Origin of the sequence: Streptococcus sp. HMSC10E12 (assembly GCF_001807855.1) — a bacterium.
Taxonomy (GTDB): domain Bacteria; phylum Bacillota; class Bacilli; order Lactobacillales; family Streptococcaceae; genus Streptococcus; species Streptococcus salivarius.
Genome location: NZ_KV791104.1, coordinates 264,570 through 281,739, shown reverse-complemented (window position 1 = coordinate 281,739; position 17,170 = coordinate 264,570). Strand labels below are relative to the sequence as shown.

General features: G+C 40.9%; 16 protein-coding genes and 1 pseudogene. 1 reads left to right on the top strand and 16 read right to left on the bottom strand.

Annotation, left to right across the window (positions count from 1 at the left end):
• Nucleotides 1–24: 24 nt before the first annotated feature.
• The 15 genes and pseudogenes from HMPREF3112_RS08025 to HMPREF3112_RS07955 all read right to left on the bottom strand — a co-directional run bounded on the left by HMPREF3112_RS08025 (nucleotide 25) and on the right by HMPREF3112_RS07955 (nucleotide 14,080).
• Entirely contained in the window at nucleotides 25–1,341 is a 1,317-nt protein-coding gene (locus HMPREF3112_RS08025; protein ID WP_070439161.1) for an FAD-containing oxidoreductase, read from the bottom strand.
• Nucleotides 1,342–1,703: 362 nt separating this feature from the next.
• The gene (locus HMPREF3112_RS08020) at nucleotides 1,704–2,951 is read right to left on the bottom strand and encodes a sensor histidine kinase (protein ID WP_241525151.1); all 1,248 of its coding nucleotides are present in this window, start codon (nucleotides 2,949–2,951) and stop codon (nucleotides 1,704–1,706) included.
• A 67-nt stretch (nucleotides 2,952–3,018) separates the two neighbouring features.
• Nucleotides 3,019–3,693, bottom strand: coding sequence for a response regulator transcription factor (locus HMPREF3112_RS08015; protein WP_002890309.1), 675 nt, complete (start codon nucleotides 3,691–3,693; stop codon nucleotides 3,019–3,021).
• Nucleotides 3,694–3,795: 102 nt separating this feature from the next.
• Nucleotides 3,796–4,356 (bottom strand): PepSY domain-containing protein, encoded by a 561-nt coding sequence (locus HMPREF3112_RS08010; RefSeq protein WP_070439154.1) that lies wholly within the window; start codon nucleotides 4,354–4,356, stop codon nucleotides 3,796–3,798.
• Nucleotides 4,357–4,519: 163 nt separating this feature from the next.
• Nucleotides 4,520–5,320: an alpha/beta fold hydrolase gene (locus tag HMPREF3112_RS08005; RefSeq protein ID WP_070439151.1), complete on the bottom strand. Its 801-nt coding sequence runs from the start codon at nucleotides 5,318–5,320 to the stop codon at nucleotides 4,520–4,522.
• A 36-nt stretch (nucleotides 5,321–5,356) separates the two neighbouring features.
• Nucleotides 5,357–5,719 (bottom strand): hypothetical protein, encoded by a 363-nt coding sequence (locus HMPREF3112_RS08000; protein ID WP_225791443.1) that lies wholly within the window; start codon nucleotides 5,717–5,719, stop codon nucleotides 5,357–5,359.
• Nucleotides 5,720–5,929: 210 nt separating this feature from the next.
• Nucleotides 5,930–7,042, bottom strand: a complete 1,113-nt coding sequence (gene ald / locus HMPREF3112_RS07995) for an alanine dehydrogenase (RefSeq protein ID WP_037601550.1) — start codon at nucleotides 7,040–7,042, stop codon at nucleotides 5,930–5,932.
• A 461-nt stretch (nucleotides 7,043–7,503) separates the two neighbouring features.
• Nucleotides 7,504–8,649, bottom strand: coding sequence for an amidohydrolase (locus HMPREF3112_RS07990; protein ID WP_070439148.1), 1,146 nt, complete (start codon nucleotides 8,647–8,649; stop codon nucleotides 7,504–7,506).
• Nucleotides 8,650–8,897: 248 nt separating this feature from the next.
• A pseudogene (locus HMPREF3112_RS07985) lies at nucleotides 8,898–9,617 on the bottom strand (16S rRNA pseudouridine(516) synthase).
• Nucleotides 9,618–9,699: 82 nt separating this feature from the next.
• Nucleotides 9,700–10,383 (bottom strand): VIT1/CCC1 transporter family protein, encoded by a 684-nt coding sequence (locus HMPREF3112_RS07980; protein WP_070439145.1) that lies wholly within the window; start codon nucleotides 10,381–10,383, stop codon nucleotides 9,700–9,702.
• 90 nt (nucleotides 10,384–10,473) lie between these two features.
• The gene (locus tag HMPREF3112_RS07975) at nucleotides 10,474–11,244 is read right to left on the bottom strand and encodes a nucleoside phosphorylase (RefSeq protein WP_070439142.1); all 771 of its coding nucleotides are present in this window, start codon (nucleotides 11,242–11,244) and stop codon (nucleotides 10,474–10,476) included.
• 78 nt (nucleotides 11,245–11,322) lie between these two features.
• Nucleotides 11,323–11,817: a DUF6773 family protein gene (locus HMPREF3112_RS07970; protein ID WP_070439140.1), complete on the bottom strand. Its 495-nt coding sequence runs from the start codon at nucleotides 11,815–11,817 to the stop codon at nucleotides 11,323–11,325.
• Nucleotides 11,818–11,830: 13 nt separating this feature from the next.
• Nucleotides 11,831–12,028, bottom strand: coding sequence for a helix-turn-helix transcriptional regulator (locus tag HMPREF3112_RS07965; protein WP_014621323.1), 198 nt, complete (start codon nucleotides 12,026–12,028; stop codon nucleotides 11,831–11,833).
• A gap of 177 nt (nucleotides 12,029–12,205) precedes the next feature.
• Complete coding sequence (locus HMPREF3112_RS07960) at nucleotides 12,206–13,189, bottom strand: oxygen-dependent tRNA uridine(34) hydroxylase TrhO (RefSeq protein ID WP_070439137.1); 984 nt, start codon at nucleotides 13,187–13,189, stop codon at nucleotides 12,206–12,208.
• A 189-nt stretch (nucleotides 13,190–13,378) separates the two neighbouring features.
• A complete protein-coding gene (locus tag HMPREF3112_RS07955) occupies nucleotides 13,379–14,080 on the bottom strand; it encodes a glucosamine-6-phosphate deaminase (protein WP_022496435.1) in 702 nt (233 codons plus the stop codon).
• A gap of 150 nt (nucleotides 14,081–14,230) precedes the next feature.
• Between HMPREF3112_RS07955 and queA the strand changes: the two genes are divergently transcribed.
• The gene (gene queA / locus HMPREF3112_RS07950) at nucleotides 14,231–15,274 is read left to right on the top strand and encodes a tRNA preQ1(34) S-adenosylmethionine ribosyltransferase-isomerase QueA (protein ID WP_070439134.1); all 1,044 of its coding nucleotides are present in this window, start codon (nucleotides 14,231–14,233) and stop codon (nucleotides 15,272–15,274) included.
• A gap of 97 nt (nucleotides 15,275–15,371) precedes the next feature.
• On the opposite strand, the gene HMPREF3112_RS07945 is transcribed toward queA, so the two are convergent.
• Nucleotides 15,372–17,159 carry an ABC transporter ATP-binding protein gene (locus HMPREF3112_RS07945; RefSeq protein WP_070439131.1) on the bottom strand — a complete coding sequence of 596 codons (1,788 nt, stop codon included), beginning with the start codon at nucleotides 17,157–17,159 and terminating at the stop codon, nucleotides 15,372–15,374.
• Between the last annotated feature and the right edge of the window lie 11 nt (nucleotides 17,160–17,170).

The following is a 17,170-nucleotide window of genomic DNA, read 5'->3' as shown; positions in this document are numbered from 1 at the left end:
AAGAGCCTCTCGGCTCTTTTCATGTTAAATCGCAAACAAATCATTTAGGTTCTCAGCCATAGTTGGGTGAGTAAAGATTTGTTTAGCCAAATCTGTATATGAAATGTGATGATTCATCGCTAGGGTAATTAAATTGATAATTTCATGAGATTCTTGACCAAAGAGGGTCACTCCCAAAATTTCCTTAGTTTCAGGATTTACCACAGCTTTGAAGGCACCACGCAAATCACCGTTAACATGACCACGAGGCATACCAGCAACTGGAAGTTCCTTGACAGCAACCGGTCCACCTGCTGCTCTGGCTTGGTCTTCAGTAAGACCAACTTGAGCCAAAGGTGGGTTGAGGAACATAGCAGTTGGAACAGCTCCACGTGTTTCAAGGTTATAGCTACCATCACCAGTTAGGTAATTAAAGACAATACGGAAATCGTCTAGTGAGATATAGGTAAATTGAAGACCACCATTAACATCACCCACTGCAAAGACACCAGGAACACTTGTTTCCAAATGTTTATTGACCTGGATACCACCACGTTCAGTCAAGGCAATATCAGTATTTTCCAAGTGAAGAGGTTCGATATTAGGCTTGCGTCCTGTTGCATAGAGGAGGGCATCAAAACGGAACTCGCCTTTGTCAGTAACAACGACAACTTCATCACCGTCATTTTTCACTTCGGAAGTTTTAACACCTTGCTCAAAGACAATGCCGTCCTCTTCCATGTATTCCTTGGCCAACTTAGCAATAGATGGCTCCACACGTGGCAAGAAGCTAGTCGCTGCATCCAAGACAGTCACTTGGCTTCCCAAACGGTTATAAAGGCCAGCAAATTCAAGGCCGATATTACCACCACCTAAGACACCCAAACGTTTTGGCAAGGATTCAAGGGTTTGAATACCAGTTGAATCGTAGACATGCTTAGTTGTTGTCAAGCCAGGAATAGGCAAGACATTAGACACGGCACCTGTGTTGATGACAATAGTCTCAGCTGTTAGCTCTTGGCGATCATCACCAGCCACTACTTCAATAACCTTATTTGACACAAAATGTGCCTCTGCATCAATGACATCAACGCCATTGTCTGCCAACATTTTATAATTCTTAGCATTAAGACGACCAGTCACTGCACCACGTTCCTTCATGGTATCGTCAAATGACCAGCCCTTCTCAGCCGCAACAATCATAGTCTTAGTTGGGATACAAGCAATATTAATGCAAGTACCACCATACATCGCTTTACTGCGCTCGATGACAGCAACTTTCTTACCAGCTGCATTCATCTTAGCAGCCAGAGTTTTACCGGCTTTACCGAAACCGATAACAATCAAATCATAGTTTAACATTTCTGTATCCTCCTATCTACCGCCATTCTATCATTTAATTTTTCAGACTGCACACAATTGAACCGGAAATAAAAAGAGGCTACAGCTTTTATTGTAACCCCTTTCTCATTCTATTTTAATAGGTTTCTATCAGTCCACTACCTAAGCATTCTTTCGCAGAAATTCTAATATCATTTTATTAAATTGTTTACTTTCGATAAAGGCGCGTGCCCCAGTTTGCTAAATTCATAATAGGAAGCATTTGGGATTCCATCGACAAGTTCCCTTGCACCATCCACTCCCAGAACCAAATCTTTTTTAGATCCCAAAACTTCAATATAGTTTAGCTAGAAATAAATACTTTTAAGCCTCATCCAGTATTCTTAATCACTTAGAGGGAAACAAATAATAAACGTACTGCCGACATCTTCTTTAGACTGAATATCAAGTTCTGCCCGGTGTAACTCTGCAATATCTTTGACAAAGGATAAACCTAACCCAACACCACTATTGAGCGATTTGTTTCGAGAATCTTCGACCTGATAAAAACGGTCCCAGATTTTATTGAGCTGGTCTTCTGAGATACCAATACCATCATCTGCCACTTTTAAAAGAGCCTGATTGTCCACCCTTTCAAGAGTAATGGAAATACTAGTACGAGTAAATTTCATAGCATTACTCAGCAGATTATCGAGCATTCGGATGACAAGTAACTTCTCACCCTTTATCCATAAATTGGGTTCAATAGCTACTTTAAAATCAATAGCTGATTCTGCCCACTTTCTTTCTTGTGCCTGGCAATATTCTGATATCAGGCTTGACAACGATAATCTTTCTAAATCATTCCAATTAAGCTTCTGAGTTTTAGACAACTCCAAAATTTGCTCCGTCATATTTTTCATTAATTTCGCCTGACGCTTTATGATAGTATGGGATTCTTTGGATTCTTCCAGACTATCAGCATATTTCGAACCAAACTCACTTTCAGACAAGATGACAGAAAGTGGTGTTCTAAGTTCATGAGAAACATTTTGATTAAACCGCTTTTCTTTCTCAAAAGTCGACTGGACCGATGATATCATGTCATTAAAAACTTTGGTCAATCGTGTCGTTTCAACATAAGACAGCTTATAAGAAGAGGAAACACGTTTAGTGTAGTCTCTACTTTCTGTAATCTCTTCCGCCATCTGAGTCACATCTTTAATTGGCACAAAGGCACGTTTTAAAATTCGACGTCCTACCCATGCCATACCAAGAATTGAAATGGGAGCAAGAATAGCTATCGAAATTAAAAACAAGGTTAATTCCTTACTCAGTCCAGATGCGGTTCGCACACCACGAATCCACTTTCCTTTCTTGGCATTATAAACATCGTAATAATAATAGTTCATTTGTGAACTGCTATAGGTAGATAATTTACCAGACTTAAAGGAAGCATTCGCATCAAAATCACTTGGGAGTGCCCCTTTTTCAAACTCCTTATTTTGATTGTAGAGTGCAAAATAGATACCATCATCAAAGGACTCAAAATCATCAAGATCCGTAGACAATTCTACCGTTTCTTGTTCCAACTCACTTCGTGATTCATAGTCAGACCAAGTTCCTGATATGATAAAAGAGGCTACAAACATGACAATGAATAGTAAGGAGACAAACACTGTATACCAAAGTGTTACCTTCGAAATTATAGAGGGTTGTTTAGTCTGATTCTTCATTTTTGAAAACATAGCCCATGCCCCTCTTTGTCTGAATAATTGACGGATTCCCCAATTTCTTTCGAATATTCTTGACTAGCACATCAATGATATTCGATTCTCCCACATAATCAAAATCCCAAATATGCTCTCTAATTTGCTCCCGACTTAAAACAATATTCGGGTGTCTAACCAGGCATTCAAGAAGTTCAAATTCCTTAGAGGTTAAGTCAATCAGCTGGCCATTTTGAGTCAACGTTTTTTTCACAAAATCTAGACAATAGTCTCCAAAAACCACACTACTGGTTAGATTTTCCCTATTATCTCTTCGAAGCATGACACGAATTCTAGCTAACAATTCATCGAATTCAAAAGGTTTTACGAGATAGTCATCTGCACCAGCATCCAAACCCGTCACCTTGTCTTCTAGTGTATCTTTTGCCGTTAACAACAAAAGCGGTGTCTTAATATGATGATTTCTCAAGTAGGACAATACCCCCAAACCATCTAATTTAGGCATCATAATATCTGAAATAATCACATCATACTGTGAAACTTTGATGTAGTCCAATGCCTCTTGACCATCATACGCCGAATCAACACTGTATTTTTGTGTTTTTAATAATTTCACTATGCTCCGGTTTAAGTCAACTTCATCTTCAATTACTAATATTTTCATAGATATCTACTCTCACTCTCTTATCCCATATTATATCATGTTCGTATGAAAAATCTCGGCTAGTAAAGGACTAGTCGAGATTTAGATTTTTAATAACTAAAATTAACCTTTGTCTGTTTCAATCTCTTCTTCTACAATTTGGCCTGTATTAGCATCAAGTTCAAGATCAATCTCTTTCTTGCCCTCAGTTAGACTAACGTCATAGACAAGTGTATTATTCTCAACATCTAATTGCAATTTTTCAATAGTAGCCTTAGGATATTTAGATTTAACCTGACTTTCAGCACCAGCTAAATCAATCTTATAACTAGCATTAATCAATTGCTTATCATCCTTATCCTTGGTCAAGTCTTTCGTTTTAGACTTCAAGACATCCCCTGTCTGGCCATCAATTTTGTATTCTTTCTCATTTTGACCATCAAGTATTGTAATCTCAAAAACAGTTTTTCTAGACTTATTCTCTTGCTCATAACCAATTACCTGACCACTTTTCGATTCATTGAGGGCTTTTTCTTTGGCCTGTTCCACCGTCAAACTTGATTGGGTAGTTGACCCAGTACTTTTAGTAGCTTTAGTAGTATTAGCAAACACTACTACTGAACTACATGCGAGACCAAGTGATGCAAGTGTAATAACTGTTTTTTGTTTAATTGTTTTTTTCATGATATATTCCAACTTTCTTTTTGATTAACTTATCAAGTTCTTCTTGATGATTTTATTTTAGCTAAGAAAGATGAACCTAAAATGAATAAATAACTTTTTTACTATTTTTTTTGATTTTTTTAGAGAGAGTAAGTGGTTAGATTTATTTTTATGAGTTTGCTGCCTAAGCATTCTTTCGCAGAAATTCTAATATCATTTTATTAAATTGATTACTTTCAATAAAGGCCGCGTGCCCCTGTTTGCTAAACTCATAATAGGAGGCTTTTGGAATGCTATTTGCAAGTTCCCTTGCACCACCCACACCCAGAACTAAATCGTTTTTGGCTCCCAGAACAAGGGTCGGACAAGTGATTTTATCAAGCGACTTATAGCAGTCAAACTCAAGAATAGACTTGGCTAAACAGACAAAGCGATTGCGTTTTTCCTTGCTTACAGACTTCAAAAATAATCTGTTAATCACATATAATTTCTTTAAAACAGGTGACGAAAATGATTTACTCATCGAATCCTTATTTAGTTGGTCCATATCGTTATTTTCAGTCATCTCTATCCACCCTCCGATGGTTTCTCTACTGACGGCATTATTGCGAGAAAGTGTCAGAGCTAATACTAGCTTCTTCACCTTTTGAGGATACTTGATAGCAAATAGCTGAGCAATCATACCTCCCTGTGATATGCCTATGATAGAGGCATTAGCAATATGCAATACTTCCAAAGAATGATAAAGGTCATCCGCCATATTCTCAATAGTAATGCCTTCTTCGATATGATCCTTTCTATCAAAAATATAGACCGTATACTCCTTAGCGTATCGATAAAATAGTGAATAAATAGTCAGGTTGGACATATCGCCTAATCGTTGCAAACTTAATCCCGTAATGATAATAAGAGTTTTGTCTCCCTTACCCAAAGTGACATAATCTACACCTGGGTCCGACAAATGATTTCTTTGAATGGTAAACATTATCTACACACTTTCTATTGTAAGATTTAAGTAGTATCATGCGTTCGGTGCATTATTTGATGCCATGATGATAATACTTACCAAGACAACAAAGGTAACTTGCCAAAGAATGAAGGCCAAGAAATCCCCACCTTTAAAAATAAGCAGATCACAAAGTAAAATAGCCAACAGCACAGCATTTTTTCTAAAAAGTTGGTCACAGTTTTTCCAAAAAGTCTCAAAAGAAATATTGGCTCCTATCTTACGAACAAACTTCACATGATAAATAATCTCAACCAGAGATGCCACAGCTACTGTAGTTAGCAGTTCGGTCAAAGAGACATCCATACGAAAACCAAAATAAAGAACGACAAGCTGAGAGAAAATAATTACTGTGATCACACGAATATGGTTGGCCACGATAAAACCTCCTAATGGCAAACATGAATAAAATACCTTATAGATACTCATTACTGCCCTTAATATGTCTACTCATTATAGCATAAAATAAGAGCAAAATTAGAAAAATTCTAACAGTTTCGGCTTTGTAGCATTTCTTGTCTCAGACCACAAAAAAAGAGTCAACCAAATCATGGTGCGACTCCTCTTTGTTTATGCTAAATAATCTATTTATGCCAATTCATCAATTGATGTATACTCTCTGTCTAAGCCCTTTGCAACCGGTTTGCTAGTAATATGACCTTGGTAGGTTGTAACCCCTTGACGCAGACCTTCGTCGTCGTTAATGGCTTTTCTGAATCCTTTTCCTGCAAGGGCTTCGATATAAGGCAAAGTGACATTGGTAAGGGCAATAGTTGATGTACGTGCTACAGCTCCTGGGATATTGGCAACGGCATAGTGAAGAACACCATGTGTTTCATAAACGGGCTCATCGTGAGTGGTCACGCGATCCGCAGTTTCAACAACCCCACCTTGGTCAACGGCAACGTCAACAATAACTGAACCTGGACGCATTTGTTTAACCATATCGTTAGTAACAAGTTTCGGTGCTTTAGCACCTGGGATAAGAACAGCACCGATAACCACGTCAGCATCTCGGACACTCGCTTCAATATTGAGCGGATTTGACATAAGTGTTTGAATTTGGCTACCAAAGACCTCTTCAAGGACAGACAAACGTTTAGCACTGATATCAAGGATAGTCACTTGAGCTCCAAGTCCAAGGGCAATGCGGGCTGCATGTGTCCCTACGACACCACCACCGATAATAGTCACTTTCCCTTTAGGAACACCAGGTACCCCACCTAGGAGAACGCCAGAGCCACCCTCTTGTTTGGTCAAGAAGTGAGCACCGATTTGAACGGCCATACGTCCTGCAACTTCACTCATTGGAACCAAAAGTGGTAGGTGACCTTCTTGGCTACGTACTGTTTCATAGGCCACACCTGTTGTCTTAGCATTGACCATAGCATCTGCCAATTCTGGAGCTGCTGCCATGTGCAAGTAGGTAAAGAGTAAAAGATCCTCACGAAGGAAGCCATATTCTGCTGCAAGAGGCTCCTTAACTTTAACCACAAGCTCAGCTGCCCATGCTTCTGCAGCAGTTGCAACGATTTTAGCACCTTGATTGGCATAATCTGCATCCGCAAAACCAGAGCCAAGGCCTGCATTTGTTTCGATTAACACGACATGTCCCTTAGCCACAAGACTTTGGACACCAGCAGGCGTTAGAGCCACACGGTTTTCATTATTTTTGATTTCTTTTGGAATACCAATTAACATACGTTTCTCCTTATTCGGAAGTTATAAGGTCAACCATCAAAAAGATGACTTGACCACTCCCTATCTATTTTTGAAATGATAACGCTTTCATTTTATCTAAAAAACTCAAAAATAGCAAGTGAAAAATCTTCCCTCCCTTTTTAAGGCCTGAAATCTTGCTTCTAAAATACGACAAAAGAACCCAACCAATCGGCTGGGTTCTTAAGTGTAAACTAAATGATCAAAAGATTTTTTCTCCTTAAGCACGTCCTCCTTTTCAATATCAAAAGTAGTACCAATTTAAAGTCCTTAAGCTTTATTTAAAACTCTTAACAAAATAATCAAAGAGTCCTTGGTCTTTTAAGAGCTTATGTCCCAAGAGAAACTCAGGATGCCACTGAACACCTATAAATGGGGCGTCAGTGAAGCTCTCAACTCTCTAACAGGGTTTTCATTACTGGTAATACCGATTAAGGGAATGGTCATTTGCCTTTCTCCTTAAAATAATCAAGTAGGAAAAGGGCGTTTTCCACATAGTAATTCACAGCTACTGGCAAGGCCTCATCTTTCACAAGGAAATCATCATGGTGCCAGTCTGGTGCATTTTCTTCACCATTTGAGCCAACAAAGGCAAAGACTCCTGGTATTTCCTTTTGATAGGCCGCAAAGTCTTCGCCCCCTGTTGATGGCAGCGTTTCAATCACTTCTGCGAAGGCTTTAGAATTTTCAAAGATGAGTGGTGTGAGTGACTGGTCATTGTAGGTCACGTAAGGTGAATTACCCCAAGTAATGTCAACTTGAGCACCAAACTGATCCGCTGTCGTTTGAACAACTTTTTCAAAGCGGGCAATGACATCTTCACGAACCTTAGGCTCAAAGGTACGAATTGTTCCTTCAAAAAAGCCTGCTGCTGGAAGAACATTCCAGGTATTTCCAACTTCGATATGAGTAACTGACAATACTGCTGATTCAAAGGGCGATACCGTACGAGCAACAATCTGTTGTAAATTGTTGATGATTGTCGTAGTGACCAAGACCGTATCCACACCCAAATCAGGACGAGCAGCATGGGACGAAACACCCTTAACATCAACCCTAAACTGCTCCACACCTGCCATGATAGCTCCCGAACGAAGACCAATCTGACCAGGTTTCAAGTGAGGATTATTGTGATAACCGATGATAGCTGACACACCGTCAAGACCACCCGCTTCAATGACCTGATAGGCCCCTTGGAAATTTTCCTCGGCCGGTTGGAAAATCAAGCGAACAGTCCCCTTAAGCTCGGCTTCTCTTTCTTTTAAAAGCTGAGCAGCTCCGAGAAGAGAGGTCTGGTGAAAATCATGACCACAAGCATGCATGGCCCCATTGTCGCTAGCATAAGGAAGTCCTGTCTTTTCCTTAATTGGTAGGGCATCAATATCAGCACGCAAAGCAATAATCGGATGACCTGACCCAATCTCAGCGATGAGTCCCGTCTTCAAGGGATAATTTAAAGGCTCAATACCTAGATTTTTCAAATAACCTTTCAAAAAGACTGTCGTCTCATGCTCCTCCTCAGAAACCTCTGGATGTTGGTGAATCTGATGACGTGTCTTTGCTAAATGATTATAAAATGCTTCTGTCATAACGAACCTCCCTCTCTGATTAGACTTGCTCATTGCTCCTGACTTACTTCAGCTCTCAATCGAATTGATACCATCATACCACCAGAAACAAGGCTTGAGAAATTAAAAAAACTTATGGAATGTCATAAGTTTTACTTATACCCCTAGAAAAGACCGCCGTTATGAGCCTTACAGTATTAAGTCTCATGATAGAGGGAACCTATCATGAGATTGAAAATTCCTATCGCACTTTAAGTCACATAGGGCTGCTAGCCAAGATAAGTACGTAAGATTGCTTTTTCCGCTTCCGTTAATGCTCGGTAGGATCCTACTGCTAACCCTTCATCAAGCTTAAACTCTCCAAAAGAAATACGCTTAAGATAGGTCACCTTGACGCCATAAGCCAAAAACATCTTTTTCACTTGATGAAACTTGCCTTCAGAAATCGTAATTCGAGCACAGCTCTTGTCACTTGCAGAACTTAGAATTTCCAGCTGAGCTGATTGACAAATAGTACCATCCTCAAAGACAACACCTGACTCAAAAAATTCAGGTGCAGCAGGCCCAAGAACATCATTGACCTCTACATAATACCTCTTAGCCACATGATAACGTGGGTGAAGCATGGCAAATCCCAAGGGACCATTGTTAGTAATCAGCACCAAACCTTCCGTATCTCTATCCAATCGCCCAACAGGATAAAGCCCTTCTCACTGATCCTCAGGTCTAATCAAATCAATGACTGTTTGGTGTTTCTTGTCCTTTCGAGCTGACACCACCCCTGACGGCTTATTCATAAGATAGTAGACTTCTGGGGCATGCTCCAGTTCCTTACCAGAAACCGTGATGGTTTGAAGACTAGCATCCACATTAAGATTATCTTGTTCAGCCAAGATGCCATCCACATATACCTGACGGCTACGAATAAGTTTCTTGACTTGATTACGAGAACCATAGCCCGCCTGTCCTAATAATTTATCTAAACGCATAACCCTATTGTACCACGGATAAGCCTGGTCTAGCAGACTAAAAAAGCCCACCTAACATGGTAGACTTATCCATTATTAACACTTACACATTCACATGGAAGATATGCCCAACCAAGAAGGTCACAAGCATGGTCAAGAGTCCTACTGTCAAATTACGCAACATAGCTTGTTTAATAGGTGCTTTTCCGAGCTTGGCACTAATATAGCCAGTCAAGAGCAAAGTCAGTGCAACCACGACCACTGTTACAGGAATACGGTAAGGCTCTGGGAAAAGCATGATAGCTAGTGCTGGTGGCAAGGAACCAACCGAAAAAGCAAAGAAACTAGATACGGCAGCATGCCATGGATTGGTAATTTCATCCAAGTCCACTCCATATTTTTCCTCAACCAAGACCTTAATAGGATTTTTACTGAAGGCTTGATTGACCTTGACTTCGGCTGCTGTTTCGCAATCCCCCTGACTGAGGAAGGTTTGGTACAAACTCTCTCTAGCTGCTTCAGGTGAGCGATCCAGGAGAGCTTGTTCCTTAGCGATGGCAGCTTCTTCGGTATCTTTTTGTGTTGAGACACTGACATATTCGCCACCGGCCATCGAAAAGGCACCGGCAAAAATCGCTGATAAGGCAGAAATCAAAATAAACCAGATGTTTGATGTCGCACTGGCCACACCTATAACCACTCCTGCAATGGAAATGATTCCATCATTGGCACCTAAAACACCAGCTCTCAAAATATTTAAACGCTCTGCAAAATTCTTATCTTCCAATTTATTCACTCCTTATTTAGAATCATTCTAAAAAATATTATAACAGTTATTTAGAATGATTACAAATAAGAAAACTAAAAAGTAGAATTTTTAAGATTCACTCCAGTCACACGCAAACTCCAAAGCTAATAAAGCTACCTTGTCCTTTTCATCCAAATCCTCATGACTAGATAAGGTTCGGATATCCCATTTTTCTTCAGAGAGGTGGTCTGCCGCGTAGAAGAAATGGCAGAGCTCAAAGCCTCTATAAGCTGCTAAAGCTGCCACTGCTGAACATTCCATATCCACACAGATGGCTCCTGCTTCCTTTCGTCGCTTCATCTTGTCGATGGTTTCCCGGTACGGTGCATCTGTCGTCCACACTTTTCCTGACTGATAGGAAACCTTGTGGCTTTCCAGAAAGGCTTGGAAGAGCGGAAGGGTTTTCTTATTTACTTCCACTTCATCACTAGCCGGAAGATAGTGGTAACTAGTCCCCTCGTCACGAAGAGCTGCTGTTGGAATGATGATGGAGGTTGCTTCGATATCACGGTCTAAAACTCCACAGGTCCCAAAAAGAACAAGTTTTTCCATCCCAAATTGAATCAAATCCTCAATAATCCCTACACAGGAAGCTGCCCCAACGGGCGCATTAAAGGCCCCAATCTGTTGGTCTCCAATCGTAATCCCATAGACAATGACTTCAAAGTTAGCCATAGAGGTTCTTGCGATGACCTCATGATCGTAATTCTCAAGCAGGCGAGCAAAAGTTACCCTTGAAAAGCAAGAGATGACTACTTTGGGAAATCCTTCAATTGGTTGGTGTAAGTCTTGTGGATTAATAATAGCCTGTCGGTTGGCATCAAATTCAGTTAGTAGCATACGTGACCTCCTTAATTTTAGGACCCATTATAACATAATAAAATCAGACCCAAAAGAACGGTCTGATTCTATCACTATTTATTCTTCATTCTCCAAATCGTCCAGCTGTTTTTCGAGACGTCTTCTCTCATATCTTCCCAGTGCAGTAAGAGCCCAATTCATAAAAAAGACAAAGGGAGCATACAGAATATAAGTAAATACCCAAGTCATGAGATATCTAGGATCCAAGGAATTATTATGATAGACATTGTGGTTGTACTGATAGTTACGTATCATAATAAAAAGGGTGAAAAGCCCAGTCACCAGTAAACAACCTAAGACTGTCATACCAGAACCTCCAAAAGCATTTACAGCAAGACGTTCAGCTCTATAAATAGACCAAATCCATGCAATTAATATTGGATAAAGTAAGTAATCAGCAGAGATGACACCATTGTTAAAGAGGGAGCCATAATATAAGCATACAAGCGTCCCTGCAATCATTATGTAAAAACATTCGGCAGCAACTTTATTATTTAGAGCTTCTTCGCGTTCATCTGTAACCTTATTATTAAACAGTTTAAATTTCATCATCTTTACTTCCTTCCTAAATCTCCCAAAACAGTTGATCCAAAGTCCTATCCAGTGTTTTGCAAATAGCAATGCATAAGGCTAGGCTGGGATTGTACTTTCCAGCTTCAATCAATCCTATGGTTTGTCTTGTTGCACCTACAGCTTCTGCCAAGTCACCCTGGGTCATATCATGCTCTGCTCGAGCTGCTTTTAAGCGTAAATTCTTTGCCACATGCCCCTCCTTTTCATCATATCTGATATTATCGTCGAAATTGACTAGATTCACCATCTGTTTTCATCTTAATTATACACTATATATTTCTAATTGCAATATATATATGTCATTATTTTAGAAATAAATTGCAAAATAAAAAGCCGAGATTTCTCTCAGCTTCTTCACTCCTTAAACTTAGGCAGGTGTTACATCCAAGCTTTCACCAATTGCCGCAAGACGTGCAACAACTTCTTCTTGGCTCAAACCATTTTCAGTGACATAACGGTTACGTGGGTGAACACGGCATTCGTGTGAGCAGCCACGAAGGTACTTGTCTTCATTTTCCTCTGAAGCAAGGATACGACGATTACAGAATGGGTTACCGCAGTTGACATAGCGTTCGCAAGGCGTCCCATCGAACCAATCCTTACCGACAACGACAGGGTCTACATGGTTGATGTCAACGGCAATACGTTCGTCAAAGACATACATCTTACCATCCCAAAGCTCCCCTTGAACCTCTGGATCTTTTCCGTAAGTCGCGATACCACCGTGCAATTGACCAACATCTTTGTAGCCTTCACGGACCATCCAACCTGAGAATTTCTCACAGCGGACTCCACCCGTACAGTACACAACCACGCGCTTGTCCATGAACTCTTCTTTATGGTCACGGAACCATTGTGGCAATTCACGGAAATTGCGAATGTCTGGACGAATGGCTCCACGGAAGTGACCAAGGTCATACTCATAGTCGTTACGTGTATCGAGGACAACAGTGTCCTCATCTAAAAGAGCATCTTTAAACTCTTTTGGTGACAAGTAAGCACCTGTAGTTTCAAGTGGATTAATGTCGCTATCAAAGTTGTCATCCTCTAAACCAAGGTGGACGATTTCCTTCTTGTAACGAACAAACATCTTCTTGAAGGCTTGCTCTTCTTCCTCATCAATCTTGAACCAGAGGTCCTCCATCCCTGGAAGGCTGTGAACGTAGTCCATGTATTTTTGAGTGGTTTCATAGTCACCAGAAACCGTTCCATTGATTCCCTCGTCAGCGACCAAGATACGTCCTTTCAAACCGATTGACTTACAGAAAGCCAAGTGATCAGCCGCAAATTGCTCAGCATTTTCGATGGGAAGGTATTTATAATAAAGCAATACTCGAATAGGTTTTGCCATTGTATGTCCTCTTTCTTTATGAAATATCTATATCTGTTGTTTGATAGTCAAAGTCAACTTAACTATTATAGCGCTATCAAAGAGGACTAGGCAATTGATTTGTTTGGAGGAGAATTGTCACAAAAGAAAAAGGCTGAGTACCAGATGCCTCAACCTGAGTTTCGTAAGATTGTTTTTCAAAAGATAGTATTACAATTTCGCAGCAGCTGCCTCATCTAAGATGAGAGTCACATCTGGATGATTTTGCAAAACACTAGCTGGGACTTCCTCTGTCACCGGACCCTTGACCATCTTGAAAATGGCATCTGCCTTCTTGTCACCATAGGCAAACAAGATAATCTTCTTGGCAGCCATAATAGAAGCAATTCCCATTGAAATAGCCTTTGTAGGGACTTGGTCACGACTGGCAAAGAAACGGCTATTGGCTTCAATGGTGCTGTCAGTCAAGTCGACCACATGAGTTTGACTATCAAAAGGCGTACCTGGCTCATTAAAACCAATGTGCCCATTACTTCCGATGCCTAGGATTTGCAGGTCAATGGCATGTTGTGCCAAGACGTCATCGTAATCCTTAGCCGCCTGCTCCAAATCCTCAGCCATACCGTCAGGCAAGAAGCTCTCCTTAAATGGTTTGGCATCAAAGAGTTGAGCCTTCATAAAGGCATGATAGCTCTGCTCATGGTCTGGTGCTAGTCCGACGTACTCATCCAAATTGACGCTGTAAAGTTTCGAAAAATCCACGTCACTTTCAACCATCTCTTGGTAAAGGGCGATAGGGGAACTACCTGTCGCCAAGCCCAATGTTTGAGCACCTGCTACAAGGCTCTCTTTAAGAAGATCAAAGGCAACTTGGCCTCCCTCAACTTGATTCTTAACTAAAATCTTTTTCATTCTATTCACCTCGATATTGGTATATACCATTTTCTTTATTATCTCTTTTTTTAACCTTTTTGTCAAGCGCTTTCACTCAACTCCTTTAATGACGGTCGCCCTATATCGTGCTATAATAAAAAGGCTGAAAATTTTTAAACGAGGAAACAAATGAATACAAACGATTTTGATTTTGAACTACCAGAAGAACTGATTGCCCAAACCCCATTGGAACAACGTGATGCCTCTAAACTCTTGGTCATTGATCCTGTAACCAAGGAAATGACTGATACCCACTTCGACCACATCATTGACCAGCTTAACCCTGGCGATGCCTTGGTCATGAACAATACGCGCGTGCTTCCTGCCCGCCTCTATGGTGAAAAGCCTGATACCCACGGCCATGTGGAATTTCTCCTTTTGAAAAATACCCAAGGGGATCAATGGGAAGTTTTAGCCAAACCAGCCAAACGCCTTAAAGTAGGTGCTAAAGTCAGTTTTGGTGATGGACGCTTGACAGCCACTGTTACTGAGGAACTGGATCATGGTGGACGAATCGTAGAATTTAGCTACGACGGTATCTTCCTTGAAGTTTTGGAAAGCTTGGGCGAGATGCCATTGCCACCTTATATCCATGAAAAATTGGAAGACCGCGACCGTTACCAAACAGTCTACGCCAAGGAAAATGGCTCTGCCGCTGCTCCAACAGCTGGCCTCCATTTCACTCCTGAATTACTTCAAAAGATTGAAGCTAAAGGCGTAAAATTGGTCTACCTCACCCTCCACGTTGGACTGGGAACCTTCCGACCTGTTTCTGTCGATAATGTCGACGAACATGAGATGCACTCTGAGTTTTACACTCTCAGCCAAGAAGCTGCCGATACACTCAATAGTGTCAAAGCCGCTGGAGGACGCATCATTGCAGTTGGAACAACCTCTATCCGAACACTGGAAACAATCGGCAATAAATACGATGGTCAACTCCAAGCCGACTCAGGTTGGACCAATATCTTTATCAAACCAGGCTACCAATTCACAGTCGTAGATGCCTTCTCAACCAACTTCCACCTTCCAAAATCAACCTTGGTGATGTTGGTTTCAGCCTTTGCTGGCCGTGAATTCGTCCTTGATGCCTATAAACACGCCGTCCAAGAACGCTACCGCTTCTTCAGTTTCGGAGATGCCATGTTCGTCACACGACCTGCTGAGAAATAAATATTGCTTTTGAGACTTCTCTTAGATTGGGGAGTCTCTCTTATTGCTCGTCAAATTCAGAAAAAATCCACCAGCTATGAACTGATGGATTTTTTATTTATTTCTCTGCAAACTGGCTATTATACAAGTCGTAATAGAAGCCTTTATCTGCAAGGAGGGATTCATGGTTCCCTTGTTCGATGATTTGACCATCTTTAAGGACCAAAATCTTGTCTGCCTCTTGGATAGTTGACAGACGGTGGGCAATGACAAAGCTTGTTCGACCTTGCATAAGGGTCTTCATGGCTTTTTGAATCAGGAGTTCTAGACGAGTATCAACCGATGAGGTTGCCTCATCCAAAATCAAGATTTTAGGATCAGCCAAAAGCGCACGCGCAATGGTCAAAAGTTGCTTTTGTCCCAGTGAAATGTTGCTTGATTCCTGGTTCATTTCCATGTTGTAACCACCAGGTAGTGTACGGATAAAGTGATCCACATTGGCTGCCTTAGCGGCTTCAACAATTTCTTCGTCAGTCGCATCAAGATTACCAAAGCGAAGATTTTCCTTGATAGTTCCTTCAAAGAGCCAAGCATCCTGAAGCACCATACCAAACTGCTTACGATAATCCTGACGAGACAGGTTACGGATATCATGACCGTCAACCGAGATAGAACCAGCAGTCACATCATAGAAACGCATGAGAAGATTGATAATCGTTGATTTCCCAGCACCGGTAGGACCGACAATGGCCACCATTTCACCAGGATTAACCTCAAGATTAAAGTCACGAATCAAAGGTTTATCAGCCACATACTGGAAGTCCACATGCTTAAAGCTAACTTGACCAGTCAAGTCTCCATCAAGTACTTCTGTAACATCGTTGACTTCATCTGGTTCATCCATCAATTGGAAAATACGGTCCAAAGAAGACTTGGCACTCTGCAATTGTCCAGCCAACTGAGTCAAGTTCTGAATAGGTTGGTTAATCTGCCAAACGTACTGAACAAAGGCCTGCATATTACCAATCGTCAAGTGACCTGCCAAAACTTGCAAACCACCCAAAACAGCAACAATGAGATAAGTCAAGTCAGATAAACCATTAAGAACCGGCATCATAAGTCCTGAAATGAAATTAGCCTTAAAACCTACCTTCTGAAGGTCTTCCGTGATTTCTTTAAAATCATCCAAGGATCTATCCTCACGGCCAAATAGCTTAAGCACATTGAAGCCGGTCAGATTTTCCTGAACAAAACCATTAAGAGTACCTAGGGCATCAGCCTGCTGTTTAAAGTAGGGCTGAGACTTACTCATGATAAAGCGGGCACCAAAGAAAGTAATCGGAATAGTGATGACAACTATAGTTCCTAATTGAAGATTAAGGTAAAGCACTGTTCCAATAACCAAGGCTAGAGTAAAGACGGCATTAACAACCTGCAAGAATGACTGCTGCAAGGCATTAGATACTGTCTCGACGTCACTAGTAAAGCGGCCCAAGAGGTCCCCAAACTGGTGCTTATCAAAGTATGACACTGAGGTACGATTGATTTTCTCAGTCATCTCATTACGCATATCTTGAACCGTTGCTTGCACAGCATTGGTCATGAAATAGTTGGAATAGTAGGCGGCCAACTCATAAATAAGACCACGCAAGAGATAAACAACTAGAACCCAACCAACATAGGAGACGTTGATACGAGCACCTTCCACACCTTTGATGATGGCCAGCGTATTTTTAGTCAACTCGGTAATAGCTAAACCAATGACTACGGGTTCAATGACACTCATGATGACACTAACAATTTTCAAGAAAATGGCTAGGTAAAGTGGGAAACGATAAGCCTGCAAGTATGACCAAAGACGGCCAAAACTTGAGGAATGATTTGTTTTCTTTTTATTATTCTTCATTTTGACCTCCT